Annotated in this window: 12 protein-coding genes and 1 pseudogene; 7 read left to right on the forward strand and 6 right to left on the reverse strand. The window is 54.5% G+C overall.

The genetic code is table 11. The features are described from left to right. Positions 1-73: 73 nt before the first annotated feature. From K239x_RS10160 to K239x_RS10180, 5 genes are all read right to left on the reverse strand, one after another. Complete coding sequence (locus tag K239x_RS10160; RefSeq protein ID WP_145417700.1) at positions 74-2,164, reverse strand: transglutaminase family protein; 2,091 nt, start codon at positions 2,162-2,164, stop codon at positions 74-76. Positions 2,165-2,515: 351 nt separating this feature from the next. Then, positions 2,516-3,007 carry a CBS domain-containing protein gene (locus K239x_RS10165; RefSeq protein WP_145417701.1) on the reverse strand — a complete coding sequence of 164 codons (492 nt, stop codon included), beginning with the start codon at positions 3,005-3,007 and terminating at the stop codon, positions 2,516-2,518. Positions 3,008-3,010: 3 nt separating this feature from the next. Beyond that, positions 3,011-3,484 carry a CBS domain-containing protein gene (locus tag K239x_RS10170; protein ID WP_145417702.1) on the reverse strand — a complete coding sequence of 158 codons (474 nt, stop codon included), beginning with the start codon at positions 3,482-3,484 and terminating at the stop codon, positions 3,011-3,013. Positions 3,485-4,052: 568 nt separating this feature from the next. Next, the gene (locus tag K239x_RS10175) at positions 4,053-5,363 is read right to left on the reverse strand and encodes a hypothetical protein (protein WP_419189896.1); all 1,311 of its coding nucleotides are present in this window, start codon (positions 5,361-5,363) and stop codon (positions 4,053-4,055) included. A 280-nt stretch (positions 5,364-5,643) separates the two neighbouring features. Next, on the reverse strand, positions 5,644-6,522 hold the full coding sequence (locus tag K239x_RS10180) for a helix-turn-helix domain-containing protein (RefSeq protein ID WP_145422288.1): 879 nt from the start codon (positions 6,520-6,522) through the stop codon (positions 5,644-5,646). A gap of 169 nt (positions 6,523-6,691) precedes the next feature. Here K239x_RS10180 and K239x_RS10185 point away from each other — a divergent pair, with 169 nt between their 5' ends. The 7 genes and pseudogenes from K239x_RS10185 to K239x_RS28440 all read left to right on the forward strand — a co-directional run bounded on the left by K239x_RS10185 (position 6,692) and on the right by K239x_RS28440 (position 14,118). Further along, complete coding sequence (locus K239x_RS10185; protein ID WP_145417703.1) at positions 6,692-7,975, forward strand: L-rhamnose isomerase; 1,284 nt, start codon at positions 6,692-6,694, stop codon at positions 7,973-7,975. Positions 7,976-8,064: 89 nt separating this feature from the next. Next, positions 8,065-9,561: a purine-cytosine permease family protein gene (locus tag K239x_RS10190; RefSeq protein WP_419189898.1), complete on the forward strand. Its 1,497-nt coding sequence runs from the start codon at positions 8,065-8,067 to the stop codon at positions 9,559-9,561. A gap of 61 nt (positions 9,562-9,622) precedes the next feature. Further along, a complete protein-coding gene (locus K239x_RS10195) occupies positions 9,623-9,820 on the forward strand; it encodes a hypothetical protein (RefSeq protein WP_145417704.1) in 198 nt (65 codons plus the stop codon). Positions 9,821-10,014: 194 nt separating this feature from the next. Continuing rightward, the gene (locus K239x_RS10200) at positions 10,015-12,357 is read left to right on the forward strand and encodes a family 78 glycoside hydrolase catalytic domain (protein WP_419190073.1); all 2,343 of its coding nucleotides are present in this window, start codon (positions 10,015-10,017) and stop codon (positions 12,355-12,357) included. A 76-nt stretch (positions 12,358-12,433) separates the two neighbouring features. Then, positions 12,434-12,724 carry a glycoside hydrolase family 78 protein gene (locus tag K239x_RS28430; RefSeq protein WP_419189899.1) on the forward strand — a complete coding sequence of 97 codons (291 nt, stop codon included), beginning with the start codon at positions 12,434-12,436 and terminating at the stop codon, positions 12,722-12,724. Positions 12,725-12,826: 102 nt separating this feature from the next. Then, positions 12,827-13,691: pseudogene (locus K239x_RS28435) on the forward strand (alpha-L-rhamnosidase N-terminal domain-containing protein). Between the two features lie 25 nt (positions 13,692-13,716). Continuing rightward, the gene (locus tag K239x_RS28440) at positions 13,717-14,118 is read left to right on the forward strand and encodes a family 78 glycoside hydrolase catalytic domain (RefSeq protein WP_419190074.1); all 402 of its coding nucleotides are present in this window, start codon (positions 13,717-13,719) and stop codon (positions 14,116-14,118) included. A 167-nt stretch (positions 14,119-14,285) separates the two neighbouring features. On the opposite strand, the gene K239x_RS10210 is transcribed toward K239x_RS28440, so the two are convergent. Further along, positions 14,286-15,686, reverse strand: a complete 1,401-nt coding sequence (locus tag K239x_RS10210) for a sialidase family protein (RefSeq protein ID WP_145417706.1) — start codon at positions 15,684-15,686, stop codon at positions 14,286-14,288. Between the last annotated feature and the right edge of the window lie 206 nt (positions 15,687-15,892).

Below are 15,892 nucleotides of genomic sequence, written 5' to 3' on the forward strand. Positions count from 1 at the left end.
GTTGGGGTGATTTGTGGATTGAACGAGCCGTGGTTTGGCTGGCACCGCCGGCGGGCGTCCGAAGGAGTTGCGTCTACTTCCAACGCAAATCAACCACGTGCGAACCGATTGCTTCGCCAGGTGGATCGACGAGCGGGGTAGCAACACCATCGATTTTTTTGACCACGCAGCGTGCTCTCCGGCGTTCGCGAGCGTCGGTCATTGTTGCCGGTAATCCCGGGTAGGCGGCACCGTCGGGATCCCAGGGATGAATGGTGATTCGCCATGTTCCGTCGACCGGGTGCGAAAGACAAAACGTAAGCGGCGATTGCGAACCGAGCATGGGATGCAACCCACGATCGGGAACGTAGCTTCGGTATCGCAGCCCGACGACGCGTGCCGCTCCATCGGCGTCTTGTGCATCATGCTGCGGAATTGCCCAGTCATCGACAGACAGGTTCCAGTCATCCAATGTGCAGTCGTCCGTGGCAGAACGCAGGCGGATCTCGATCCGCGATGTACTGGCGTCGATTAATCGCGAACCGCCACGTTCTTGAGTTGCAACGTCGCCAACTAGGGGCCAGAACTCAATCGCTCGGCGGATTTCTAGTTGCATCTGTCCAAGCACGCACGTCGTCATCAGCAGATCTTTGTCCCGGAGCAAATGGTTGACCAGCGGCGGCTGAAGCCCAAACCCAGTTTTATCAAGATCAGCCAGGACTTCTTTGAAGTCTTGGTGTAGAAAAAATGGCAGCGAGAACCGTTGGTGAAGCTCGTCGCGCCAATCGATCAGCGGATCTTGGCAAGGATGGTCAGCAAGCATCGCGGCGACCGAACGCAGCAGCGCAGCGAGCGACGCCGTCGTTTCCGCCGAAGGCCCCATCCGCAAAGCACGAAATTCGACCAGGCCCTGCTGTCCGCGTGAACCCAGGAACGGATTCCAAAGTTTTTCGATGTTGATTTCCGAGCGATGCGAATTCCCAGACGGGTCCGCCAAAAACGGCGACAAAGTACCCCAGATGGTCTCAGGCGTGGGATTGTCGATGCGACGTAGCAGTGCAAGCGACAGCGAAAGTTCTGACAGCGCGCCCCGCACACCTTCGTCCACGCGCGGGGCCTGACTGGCCGGGCCTACCGATTCGAATGCGTGCAAGTACGACAGCGACGGATGCCGATTGAAATAGTGGACCAATCCAGGCAACAAAATCGGTTTCGTCAAAAACGGGCTGGCTTCAGGACTCGGGCCTCCCAACGTAATTTGCCCACCTCCGCCCGAATCACTTTCGTCACCGTTGTACTGCAGACGATACGACGACAATCCTTCGGCCACGGTTGCCGCATCCAGGCGCCGTAGGTCTTGTAAAAGATCGGCTGCATGCGCGGCCGGAGCCATGTTGATTTCGATAACGGCGGGGTCTGCTGTCACTGTCATCCAAGCGATATCGTCATCTACCGGCGGCGGGTAGCCGCACAGAATTAGCGCAGGAACACCAATCGATCGTGCAGCGGCTGACAATGCTGCAAGCAAACGTTCAAACAAGGCCGTCTCTTTGATCGCAGGAAGCTCGGCTCGCAAACAGCCATCCTCCTTATTGTCAAAGCAAATCAAATAGTGCCCTTCGCCAGACAGCGAATCGACCACCTCAGCATCTTTGACCCGTTTGCGATGCACTGATGGACGGGCCAGAAGCGGTTCCGTCTCGCCGCAGATCGTCAGCGGTTCGTTGTCGACTCGAAAAACAACGCGATGCTGCAATGGAGAATCAAGAACTGCCGCGGCAAAACCGTCGGCCGTCAGTGTTTGCGAAAGCGCTTTTGCCAGCTGTTCCGGAGCTGGCGCCGATGTCGGCTCGGACAGAAATGGATCCGGCGGACCCTCCCAAACCGGCTGGCCGTCACGCCTGGTGTACAAGCCAAAACTCCATCGCGGCAGTGGTTCGCCGCCGTACTGTCGTCCGACGCTACGCACGACCGCGGCACCGCTTGCGTCCTTAGCTAGTCGAGCCAGAATCTGGTGCGCGCGTTCTTTTTTGTCGTCACCCAACGCGTCAAAGAGCCACTCGGGCTGCTCCGACATTCGATCGGTATACGTTGGCTCGGCGCCCACCCAAATGCACTGACCCGATCGAATCAAATCTTCGTCGTGTGCCTTCAGAGCCAGTATCACATCGTCATCAACAGTCATTGCGAATTTACTTCACGACCAAGGGAGTATCAAAAAGGTCCCCTCGCCCGTTAATATCCCGCCTGTTGATATCTTGGGAACCGTCAACCCAAAATAATGCACGCTAAGCGATACTGGTATCCCCACTTGATCAATCTTAACGCTCTGCCAATCTTCACACTCGGGAATCGCACACTGTGACTGGGGCCCGGCGTGTACCGCAGCGATCGGGAGCGGATAGCTGCTTTGACGTTCAAGACGACTAACGGCGTAGAAGCGCCCGTAACGCTCGTATGCCCGCAACGCGCGGCGGCCAAAGAAGTCGAAGGGCCGTCGCTGGGATAGCTTTTTGAACAGCTGCCTCCGGATTGCTCAAGCGTCGTAGTGTGTTTGGATAAACTCGAATACCAGTCTCGGGCTGGCTACCGAATACGGAGTGTTGTCCAGACGTATCAGCGGGACGTGTCGGTGCCCCGCGACCGCGATCGCAGCCAAAGCCGCCGCCGCAGGATCGGTTTCGTAGATGACGGTTGGCTTCGCAGTCATCACTTCGCTGACCGAGTGTTCGGCCAGCTTGGGATAACGCTCCGCGACTTTCTCCAACACATCTCGTTCGGTAAAAATTCCGACCAGCTTTTCATCATCGATGACCAGCAGGCTGGATTCCTTTGATTCATACAGCGACTGGATCGCGTGCCGAATCGTATCAGTCGGTTTCACTTGAGCAAACGGCTGCGATCCAAAGACGTCAGCAGACTCTTCGGCCAACGCAAGTTGCAGTTTGCTCTCGTAGTCGATGGGGTCGTAATTGCTGAGCGGGTCTTCGTAAGTCGACGAATCCGACTGAGTGAGGTCATGATTCATGGTTTAAGCTCCTTCGCGTTGTTGCATCCACGGCGTGCTTCCCAGCCGCTGAACAGTGACTTGAGTGGCAAAGCAATCCGCCACATATTCCGCTACTCCACGCTGTCCAGTAATGCCAATCAGTTTTCCATCGTCGTCGATGACGCAAACGAATCGAACGCCATCTTGTTGAATCGCGTCCCAAACATGTTCGATGGGATCGGCATGATTGACCGAAAGAAAAGTAGGGTCGGCGAAGTCTTGGACCGGACAGTTATCCAGAGAAACGCCTCGCGCGAGTAGTTTGATGATGGACTGCTCGGTGAAGATCCCTATCGGATGTTGCGAATAGTCGACGATGACAGCGCAGCCAAGCGAGTGAGCACGCATTTGTGCGATAGCGGCACGAACCACCGTACCGGGCTGTACAACAATTGCTTCGCGCGTCGCCAAGGCGCTGACGGGGGTGGACGCTAAATCCTCTTTGAAGCTCAACATGGCTTGATCCTTTCTTCGATGAGAGGAATCAAATCATTAGCAGATGACGTGCCAAATTGGACTCACGCCACCATGCGTAATCGGCCGCGATTCGAATGGCTAGCTCTGGTTCAATGAATCGGACGAAAATTTCCACGCAATATTTGGAATCGTTGTCGTCGCGTTTTGTTTGAGAGAACCTTTCACGGCATTTACCTGCACAACAAATGTGCGGCGGTGCTTTCTTTGGCGGCAAAAATTACCCGTCAAACATCACGCGAAGAATCGCATCGATTCGCCAGGCTTCGATTGCAGCTCAGTATGCAGCTCAGTACGCAGCCTACCAATGACCTGCCGAAGTGAATTGCGAAGTGTGCGATTTCGTCATTCCAGAATTAATGCCCTGCCAAGCTTCGGGAGATCGAGTTGGACGGAGTGGCACTGGGGGGCGGCACTGGGAGTGCGGTACCGAATGATCGATCAAGACCAGATACCAAACTACGTATGTGTTCGGACCGGCGCAGGAACACGGGCGAGTTGCTTTGAGCGAGTGGTTGTGAGCCACTCGAGCTGCCAACACGCAATCCGATTACTTGACCACGAACGTCTTGCGCACCTTCAAGCGACCATATCGGTTCTCACCAATGACCCACGCTTGCGAGTTTCCGCGGTCTTTCAGCAGGCCTGCGGGAATGGTCACACTGCCATTCATACGATCCTTGTCGGTCGGGTAGACCATCGCTTGGGCGTAGCTGTTCTGATTGCTTCGGAAGTAAACCATGATCACCTTCATGTTGTCCGATGTGAAGCGAAGCTCCCACGGTTTGCCTAACGTCACATCCTGTTGACGTAACGTGACATCCAGATTGCAAATCGAGAACTCGCACGCTTGGCTTTCCGATCCGTCCGCAAGAACGCAGTGGGCGGTGTAGTCGCCGCATTCGGCTAACAAACGCTGAACCACGCCCTTTTGGGTCACCGGAATCTCTTCGACCGGTAAATCGCCACGCTTGATCACCAGGGACTCAATGCCAACATCGTCGCGATCCATCAGGTTGAATTTGACCGCCTGTCCTTTTTGGTAAGCCACCCAATCGCCGCGGTCCAGTAGCAGGACTCGATTGATCGTGGGCGTAGCAGAATCTTCAGCATAGTTGGGAAACAGAAATCGATCGGCGCGGTTGCCGTTTCGCCAAGCGTCGAAGTCCGTGATGCGTGACAGTTTGCGGTTCCGCGCCGCGAGGTGCTGGTCGAATTTTGCCGCTGTACGATTGCTGTTCAGCGTCGTTGGCGGACGACTTTCTTCCACTCGAACATGTGTGACGGTTCCTTCATCGTCTCGGGTCACGTCGGTGACAATTTCGATGTGCGAACCGCCGGAGGTTGTCTTGGGCGGTGTGAAAATGAGATCACCCACCTGGGTCGACTGAGCCGACTGCACTTTGACGATCTCCGTCCCTTCGCGATACGGAGGACCGTGCAAACGGCTGACGTACCAAATTCCGCACTGCAACGCATAACTGGTGTACGACGAGCATACTTTGCCGTAGTAGCACTCCGCATTGCTGACCTTGCCTCTCAAGTTCTCTGTATACAGCACACTTTCGGGATTCTCGACCGCGGCCAAAAACGTCTTCAAGAAAATATCAAAGCCGATATATCGGCCGACCCATTTGACGCTCGAATACGGAACGCCGGTGTACTGTGTCCCTTTCTCGAACACCCCGTTTCGCTTGGGCATGCCATCGGCGACCGGCGTCCATTGGACGTGCGACATCAAACCGGCAAACTCTACTGCTTGCTGCTGCCATTCTGAGGATTCATCCTGCTCAGAAAGCTTTGCGTTTCTCTCATCACCTTGAGCAGCGACGGCCCCAACGGACAGTAAAACCAGAGACATCAAGAAGCGGGGAGAACGAATTTCCAACAGACTTGTCATAAGGGCACATCGAAAATTGAAGGAACACAAACGCAACCAGAATTCGAGCCCCCATTCTACCAAGAAGCTGGACAGCAAACTTGCCACGGGGCACACGAATCTGCAATCCGATTCGCGCAAGAAAAGTTGTCCATGCATTGGGCAAGACGGATCTGCGTACTGAACAAATAGGCAAACGATAACGTTTGATTTTCTCAGGTCGTGAACGATCCATTTCGCATTACGTTTGCAACCAATCGATTTAGCGGCTCGAAAACTTGCTGGACGGCCGATTCCGGAATTCTCTTGGCGACGATCCGTTGAATAATTTGAATTGACGACTGAAATAGTTACTGTCGTTGAACCCGACTGACATTGCAATTTCAGTGATGCTCTGATCGGTTTGTTGTAGCAACTGGCAGGCTCGCTGCAGTCGCACGCCAATCAAGTACTTGATTGGCGGTGCGCCCATCGTGGTCTCGAACGTCCGAATGAAATTACGCCGAGACATACCAGAAATCTTCACTAGTTCATTCAGTGTGATTGGATTGGCGTAGTGCCTTTCGATATGCGAAATTGCATCGGCAATTCGTAACAACGACTTGCTTTGCGGATTTCGAGACTGGCTATAGCAACGCGAAAGAAAGGTCGCCAGTTGCAAAAGCGTGGTCGTCGCCATGGCTCCAAACCCGGGACGACGATGGGTTAGTTCTTGGTCCAGCTGGTCCACCAACCGGATCGTTTCGACGAGCTCGACGGGTGACAACTGCAGTCGACTGCTAAACATGTGACGCTTTCGCCACGCTGGCTCCAACGTAAAGAGTGCGTGGTAGCCCGGCAGTGAATGCAGATCGCTGAACGCCATCGGCAGTTCGTTGGAATCGAACAGCACATTGATCAGCCGTAGTCGATTCATGTTCAGATAATCATGCGGCCGATCGCCACCAATTACGAAGGTGTCACCCGTCGTCAGTTCGTAGGAGTCCTCGCCGGTGATATGAACTCCTTTGCCACCCGTGATGATCACGATCTCTGAAAATTCATGCGAATGAAGCCCGAAAGGTTTTTGCGGGTCGCGACGCTCCACGACGATCGGAAAGCCGTCTTCGTGGAACCAATCCTGCTTTCTGAGCTTGCGAATCACGAGAAAACCAAAGAGAAGGATCGGGGCAAAGGACTTGGCACTATTGTGCTAGTGAGTGACACGATCGTCAAGGTTTGGCCTGTGTCGTTCGGATAGATTGTGGATCTCGCAACTGTACTGCCGGATGCGTGGAACCCATTGGATGCCCCTGATACGGACTCGCGCAATGACGAACTCAGCCAATATCGAACAGGCTTTCCAGCTTGCCTGTGAACAGTACGAATCACTTGGCGTGGATGTGAAGGCAGCGCTGGACACGCTGCGTCGCGTCGCGATCTCGGTTCATTGTTGGCAGGGTGACGACGTGGCTGGATTTGAAGGAGACGACGGCGCACTTGGTAACGGCCTTGCTGTGACGGGCAACTATCCAGGGCGCGCTCGCACTCCTGGTGAACTCCGCAGCGATTTGGAACTTGCGTATTCGCTGATCCCTGGCAAACATCGCTTGAATTTGCATGCTTTGTACGGCGAGTTCGACGGACCGGTTGATCGAGATGAAATTGGTGTCGATCATTTTCAAGGTTGGATCGATTGGTCGAATAGTCAGGGTGTGAGCTTGGATTTTAATCCCAGCTACTTTTCACACACCAAAGCATCGGATGGATTCACGCTTGCGCACGCGGATTCAGGCATTCGTCAATTTTGGATTGACCATGGTATTGCTTGTCGCAAAATTGCCGCGGCGATGGGACGCGCACAGGGCAATGCTTGCGTCAACAATTTCTGGGTGCCAGACGGTTACAAAGACACACCGGCGAATCGAAAGGCACCGCGCGAGCGACTCGCTGCATCGCTGGATGCAATTTTTGCGGAAGCCTTGTCGCCAAGCGAGACTTTGGACGCGGTAGAGTGCAAGTTGTTTGGAATTGGAAGTGAAAGCTACGTGGTCGGTTCGCACGAGTTCTACATGGGGTATGCGATTTCGAGGAACAAAGTGTTGTGCTTGGACGCGGGGCACTTTCATCCAACGGAAGTGATTTCGGACAAGATTTCTTCGGCGCTAATGTACGTGCCAGAATTGCTGTTGCACGTTAGCCGCGGCGTTCGTTGGGACAGCGACCACGTTGTGACTTACAGCGATGAACTGCAGGCGATCATGCAGGAGATCGTTCGCGGTGACTATCTTGATCGTGTTCATATCGGGCTGGATTTCTTCGACGCCAGCATCAACCGTGTCGCAGCGTGGACCATTGGAACTCGCAATGCACTCAAGGCACTGCTGGCGGCTTTGCTGGAGCCCACCGAAAAGCTGCAGCAGTTGGAGCGAGAGGGAGATTTCACCGCTCGCTTGGCTCGGATGGAAGAACAGAAGACGATGCCGCTGGGGGCCATTTGGAATCACTATTGCCAGTCATCGGGAGTTCCGGTTGGCGCAGAGTGGCTTGAAAAGGTTCAGCAGTACGAGCATCAGGTGATGTCCAAGCGCAGCGACGTATCGGCAGCGGTATAGTCGAATTGTGAGACCGCCTCGCAGGCCGTCTTTTGCACTCCACGTAGGCCGGAAGCCTATCTCACAAAACCAATCAGGCGAGACTATTGATGAGCGAAGACAATTCAGATTCAGGCGGAGAATTTGAACGCGAGAGCGTGCCTGATTCGGCGTTATTGGGATCGGGTAAATTTTGGGGCATGTATGCAGGGGAGCACGCAGCCGGTACCGAGTTTATGATCGGACCGCTATTTCTTGCTGCAGGTGCCAGCCTGTCAGACCTGATCCTAGGTTTACTGCTTGGCAACATTCTGGCCGTGTTGACGTGGCGTTTTTTGGTCGTGCCGATTGCGATGGCCAAGCGTATGACGTTGTACTACCAGCTCGAACGCATCGCAGGCGGGGCACTGGTCAAGTTTTACAATCTGGTCAACGGGTTGCTGTTCTGTTTCCTGGCCGGAGCGATGGTGACGGTGTCTGCCTCTGCGGTTGGGGTTCCGTTTGGAATCACGTTTGACGTTCCCGATAGCATGTTCGGACTGAGCAATGCTTCGTTTACCGTGCTGGTTGCCATTGTGGGAGTTGTCATCGCGGCAGTTGCGGCGGGAGGATACGAACGCGTCGCACGCTTCGCCAATATCGCCGCTCCCTGGATGATCGGTGTCTTTGCGGCTTGCGGAATTGTGTCGCTCGCGCAGATGCACGCTACCAATGTGGCGGCACTCTCGGAGGGCAAGTTTTGGAGTGATGCGGTCGCGTTTGTCCAAGAGAAGAACGGACCTGCTGAATTTGGGTTTTGGAAGATCGTGGTGTTTGCTTGGCTGTGCAATGGAGCCATGCACTTTGGGATGGCAGACCTCTCGATTTTTCGATTTGCAAAGAGCAAAGCTTCCGGATGGGCCCCTGCAATCGGAATGTTTCTTGGTCACTACATGGCTTGGATTGCCGCCGCGTTGTTGTTGGCTGCTTTGATTAAACTTCAGCCCGAATTGGCCATGGGTGATGATGGAAAGGTCGTCGCAAACCCTGGTCTGCTTGCCTATCAATCGCTTGGCTGGGCCGGAATCATCTGCGTCGTGATCGCTGGTTGGACAACAGCGAACCCAACGATCTATCGCGCCGGGCTTGCGTTTCAAGGCGTGATGCCAAACAGTTCGCGGACCGCCATGACTTTGGTTGCGGGGATTGTCGCGACCATCGCCGGTGCTTTTCCGAACCTGTCGGCTCAATTGCTCGGTTTCGTCGGCACGTATGGAACGGTTCTTGGTCCGATGGGTGCTGTGATCTTCGTCGACTTTTATCTGATCAAAAAATTCGGCCTGCGAGACGAGTATGCGAATCAGAGCGGAACACAAGTCAACGTCGCCGTGATGATTGCATGGCTACTGCCCGTCGCGGTTGGGCTGTACCTGATTTTTGCGCAGGGTCTGTTTGCTGCTTACGCGGTGATCCCCTGTTGGGTCGCTTGCGGAGTCCTCTACTTGGTGATCAGCAAATTTACGCAGAACACTTCGGCGGCGGGGCACGCTACGCCGGAGACATTCGGTTCAGCATCGCCAACATCAAGTGACAATCCTTATTTACCGCCATCAGACAATGCTCTGTAAGCGTATGTAGTTTTCGCGAAACAAATTGTCCGAGCAATACACGCATACACGAAATCATTCTATGAATAACATCGCCAAAATCGTCTCACTGATAACACTTGGTCTCGTCGTGATTCCATGCCTCTTGTTCTTTGTCGGCGCCATCGGGCTTGATGCGGTGAAGTGGACCGCACTGGCGGGCACGATCGGCTGGTTCATCGCGACGCCCATGTGGATGAGCCGCGAATTGCCGGTAGATGCGGGCGAAGTTGAGATCTAGATATCCGCTGTAAACACCCGGAAATGTTCGCTGACCTAAACACTCTATTTCACGCCCCCGACATGACTTCAAGATTGTTGCCTGCCCTGTTAATCGCCTTTCTGACGATTGGTTTTTCCTCGGCTCAAGACACCTCAGTTCATTCCCTCTCGAAGCCAGCCAGCGATGTTGACGGGAAAGCCGGTTTCGCGGCGATGATCAGTCGCGGATACACGCCGCTGTTTAATGGGCACGATTTGACCGGCTGGCGGAATCCCTATCCGCATGGCGAAGCGAAAGTCGTCGATGGCGAGATTCATTTGCTTGCTGACAACAAGTTCTTTTTGGTGACGGACAAGAAGTACACGGATTTCCGCGTGAGCATTGAAATCCATTTACCCGAAGGTCCAGCGAACTCAGGCGTGATGTTTCGCTGCCATGTCGATGAAGACGCGGCTAAGAGGAAAGTGTTTGGATACCAAGCGGAATGTGATGGATCGGATCGGCGTTGGTCGGGCGGATTTTTCGACGAGGCGCGGCGGCGATGGATATGGCCGAGTACGAAGGGACGTTCGCTGGATCAGTTTCTGACGCACGAAGATGAATCTAAGCAGTTCTTTGCTGCACCGCGCGTCCGCGACGCGCTCAACCGGAACGGTTGGAATCGCTACGAAATCACTTGCCTGAAAGATCTGATCACGATCGAACTCAACGGCGTCCAAACCGTTCGGTTTCGCGACGCAACCGATGCCAGCGGGTTCATCGGCATCCAGCATCATGGAGAAGAAGGTCAGACGTATCGCTTTCGCAATCTCTTCATCAAGCCTTTGCCTGAAATCCCGGCGCAGCAATTCGCTGCATTGACGCAGCAGAAGCCCGTTTCCGTCAAACGCATCAATGACAAAGTCACGCTGATTGATTTTGGGAAGGCTGCGTTTGGCAACATCGTGATGCCGGTCCCTCAGGGGCGTGGATCTGCGAACGTGCATTTCGGCGAAAAGCTCAGCGACGGACGGATCGATCAGAATCCGCCGGGAACGGTTCGCTATGGAGTGACGCCGATTCACAAAGGCGGCCAACGTGGTAACTGGATCGTGCCGGCGCCCGTGATCCCGCGAAATGTTGAACAGGCAGGGCTGATTTATGCAAACCCGCCAGCGGTTTTGACGCCGCCCCAGTGGCGATCCGTGATGCCGTTTCGTTGGGTCGAAGTCGAAGGGCTCGATCCGGATTATCCATTTGACTTGATTCGGCGCCGAGCAGCCTATTCGGCAACTTGGAATGACGACGCGAGTGCGTTTGAATGTTCCGATGAAACACTGAACCGCGTTTGGGAGCTTTGCAAATACAGCATCAAGGCAACCACGTTTGCCGGCGTTTATGTCGACGGTGACCGAGAGCGGATTCCGTATGAAGCCGACGCGTATTTGAACCAGATCAGTCATTACACGACGGACGACGACGTCACGATGGCGGCCAGAACATTTGATTGGTTGATGGAAAACGGTACGTGGCCGACCGAGTGGGCGCCGCACATGGTATTCATGGCGCAGGATCAGTGGATGTACTCGGGCGACGACGATTGGTTGAAGTACCGTTACGAGTCGCTGAAATCGAAAACGCTTTTGAATCGCAGCGGCGACGATGGTTTGGTTCGCAGTTCAAAGTTGGATCAAAATCGACACGACATTGTCGACTGGCCCAAAAAGGAACGCGACGGATTTGTGTTCACGGAAATCAATACGGTCGTCAATGCGTTTCACATCCGAGCGATCAAACAGATGGCCATGATGGCTCGCGCGATCGGCAAGAACCAAGACGCCGATGCCTTCGAGGATCGCGCCGAGTTGGCGAAAGCCGCTTTCCAAAAAGCTTTGTTTGACGAAGCCGCTGGAATCTATCGCGACGGTATTTGTACCGATCACAGCAGCATCCATGCCAACTTTTTCCCTCTGGCGTTCGGGCTGGTTCCGGCAGACGAAATCGCTGGTGTTGTTGCGTGGCTGAACGAACAGGACATGCAGTGCAGTCCTTATGCCGCTCAGTACTTTATGGACGCTCTATTTAGCCAGGGCAGCGGCCAAAAGGCGATTGACCTGATGCTCGCCGATGGCGATCGCAGCTGGAAGCACATGGTAGACAGTGGCACAACGATCAGTTGGGAGGCGTGGGACCTGAAATACAAGCCGAACCAGGATTGGAATCACGCCTGGGGCGCAGCACCGGCAAATCTGTTGCCGCGATTTGTGTTGGGAGCGCAGGCAACTTCGCCAGGTTGGACGACGGCGATGATCCGGCCGTGTCCCGGCGGGCTCGAACATGCTCGTGGCCGAATTCCAACGCCGCGCGGATCGATCGAAATCGAATGGAAAAATGAGTCGACGTTTTCCCTGGCGTTGACTCTCCCTGATGAAATGTCGGCCAAGGTCAGTCTGCCCGCAAACGAAGGGACCACAGGCGTCTTTGTCGATGGCGCGCCTGTTCCGGCGACAAAGGCGGGGAACCGCTGGCTGGTAGACGCCCCCGTCCAAGGGACAGTCACCGTCCTGGCTAAGTAGAAACTAACTCAGCTGTTTGGCGCGATACGCTCCAAAAAGCACTGAAAATCTAACCCAACAAACCCTTTGGCCAACATTGACAACTCCATCTCTCCTGCGAGCATCGCTTCTGATCGCAGCCATCGCAGCGACCCCTTGCATGGCGATCGAACCCGGGCATTTGCGTTGCGAGTACATTGAGAATCCGCTTGGGATCGACATCACACAACCCCGACTTAGCTGGCGGGTGACATCCGCGGATCGCGGTCAATCACAGGCTGTGTATCGAGTGATGGTGGCGTCGTCTCTTGAGAATCTAGCGAACAACAAAGGCGACCTTTGGGATTCTGGAAAGACTGATTCCGATCAAACGTTGTTCGTGCAATAGGCGGGTCAACCGCTCACGAGCCGGCAGGTCTGCTACTGGAAAGTTCAGGTGTTCGGCGGGATCGATGACGATCCGGTCGAGAGCAAGCCATCGTCATGGTCAATGGGATTGTTAGACGGCACAGATTGGTCTGCCGACTACATCAGCTTTCGCGATCAGACGCCGATTTCAAAGGACGTCTCGCAGCTTCACCTTCCCGCGGCGCGACAGTATCGCAAGGAATTTTCGGCGGGAAAAGTTGTCAAACGGGCGACGATTTACGCAACCGCTCTTGGCATCTACGAACTGCTTCTCAATGGGCAACGTGTTCGACGCCCTCTTCGCTCCCGGCTGGACCGACTACCGCAAGCGAGCCTACCACAACACGTATGACGTAACGAAGTTGATTCAGTCGAGCGAAAACGCGATCGCAGCGTAGGTCGCCGATGGTTGGTACAGCGGATATGTCGGTTTCGGCTTGCTCATCGGGATGGGCACCGAAAATACCGGGCGGTCGACGTACGGAAAAACGCCGTCGCTGATGTCGCAATTAGAAATTGAATATGCCGATGGCACACGTCAGATCGTTGGAACGCATGCGAGTTGGAAAGTCACCGACGAGGGGCCGATTCAGGAAGCCGACCTGCTGATGGGCGAAGCTTACGACGCTCGCAAAGAGATGACTGGATGGTCGTCGGCCGGTTTCGATGACGACAGTTGGCAGTTTGCGATTCTCGCCAAAGACAACGGCAATCTGACCGCCACGTTCTACCAACGTCGCAATCCGACAAAGCCGGGGCAGGGTGTCAAGAACCCTGGGCGAGGAAACGGAGTTCGGTTTCAAGCGTCCCAAACTGGAAGCGTTTCCTGGTGTTCCTGTTCGTGTGATCGAAGAAATCAAGCCACTAGAGATCACCCCGCGAGAACCGGGGACGTTCACATTCAATCTTGGTTAGAACTTCGCGGGAACGATACGACACAAGGTTAGAGGCCCCGCCGGGCAGCGAATTCAGATTCGCTATGGTGAAATGTTGCATCCTGACGATCCGTTGATGACCGAGAATCTTCGTAAGGCACGTGCCACGAACTTCTACACCTGCAAAGGTGACGATTCGCAGGTGGTCGCAAGAATCGGCGATGCATCCAAGGGAAAACTGGTCATCGAATTACGTGCTCAGCCTGCGAATGGAGCGACCAGTCAATTTTTCTGGGCCCATCCCGGTCCAGGCTTTAACGGCCAGCAACAACGTAAGCGAACACTTCGCCAGTCGGATCAAGTGAACGCCTACTTGTTTGCTATCCCCGGTGAATGGGCAATCGGCAAGATTCGCTTCGACCCGTTTGCAACCTACGATAAATACGCGGACGCTGGCGAAATGATGATCGAATCCATTTCCATTTATCAACTGCAATAACGGTGCCGGTTCGATTCAAGGCCGACTAGCAGCGGCACTTGTTTGTGCTGCCAGTGGCCCCAGCAACGGGAAACAGCATGGCGGCGGTGTTACCCAGGTGCCGATCGTTTCACTAGGAACTGCTCCAGGAATGGTCCGGTGAAGGTGCGGAATGACTGCAAGCAAGCTTAGATCTTGTCGCCTTTGCGGCGCCCGCCGCCTTGGTCGCTGGGGCGACTAACGATGTTGTTCAAGAAGCTCTGGTCATCAACCAGTTTGCCTGCGAGGATGTCCGCTTCGGTAATCTTTGACAAGAAAATTGTGTGCTGGCCGATCGTACCACGCCCTTGGTCGTAGACGATGTAGATCGACCCGTCTTTGCCAAGCGTCGCCGACGGATAGCTGATTTGGCCTTCGTTGCAAAGCAGCATTTTGTGTGCAAAGGTTTTTCCGTCGTCGTCACTTAAGTAGGCCGTCATGCGAGTGCGTGCGCCCCGGTAATCTTTAAGCTCGCGTGCTTTTCCGTTCTTGTCGGTGTAGACGTACTGTTTCTTGCCACTTTTCTCACGCATCTGGACGTCGTTGGCGACCAGCAGGACTCGTCCTGAAGGAAGTGTCTTTAAAATGCATTTCGTGTTGATCGAAAATTGCATCGGATAGTAGCCGCCCAGTTTCCAAGTCTTGCCGCCGTCGAAAGACTCGGCGAACTTTTGCCCCTTCTTGGCCCGGTAGAAGGTAAAGAGGCTGCCGTCTTTTCGGATGATCGGCATCTGTTCCGCAAACCCGGCGTCGTTGTCGACGGGCATTTCGGAGACAAAGATTGACTTGCCGTCGACGTCTTCTTTTAAGAATCGAATCCGTACTTTGTCGGGTTTGCCGACCAGTTTGAAGTCGTCCATCGAACGCATGATCGTGCCGTCAGGAAAAAGAAGCGGCTTCATGACAGAAATGTTTTTGTTGCCAAGTAGACGCGGCGAGGACCAAGCGGTGGATTCGTTTTCGGGGTCTAGCATGGTGAATTCCCACGCGGACGTAGCGAATTCGTCCTTGCCTTTGAAATCGATATTTCGGAGGCCGATGAATCGGATATTGCCTTTGGGATCTTTCCAGAGCATCGGGTCCGAGGCTCCGCCGCCGAGAAGCGTGCTTGGATCAAACACAAAGACTTCTTTCCAAGTCTTGCCGCCGTCTGCAGAAGTCGAGATGACCGAGAATTGCCCTTGGTGAAACGGTGCTCGTTCGGCTTGTGTATTCGACCCGAACCAAGTCGCCCAGAGTCTGCCGCCCTCTGAGATTTCGACTTGAGGGCAGCCTTGAAAGAGCCTCAGATTGATGCGATGCCTGTGATACGAAGGCTGTCCCTTGTAATTGATCTTGATGAGGGACGGTGGCGTCTTTCCCGTAATGCCGTAGGGGAAAGTTTGTGATACGTCGTCGGGAGACGGCATTGTGGTGCGGCCCAAGACCGATTCGGGGTTGACCGTAGGAGCATCTTGGGCCACAGCAAAGGTCGGCAGCAGTCCGGCGATCAAACTGCATGTGATCAGGCAGGCGATCGTCCGGCCAACAGGCTTTATTTGGTTCGGCACGTTGGTTCTTTTCCTTGTCTTTAAATGTTGACGAACGACGGGATTGGCTGGTCAAGTAATGACGCGAGTGGGCGCGCATCGAGGCACATGCCCGAAGGGGCAATCATGCAGCCGAGCATTATCGACCGTGAAAACTTCGCCTGCAAGCAATTCGAATCAGAGGATTCCGGCGGAAGCAGTGCGTGTGTTCCTTCTCTCTCTCTCGG

Source organism: Stieleria marina (assembly GCA_007741555.1).
In the GTDB taxonomy this organism is placed as follows: domain Bacteria; phylum Planctomycetota; class Planctomycetia; order Pirellulales; family Pirellulaceae; genus K23-9.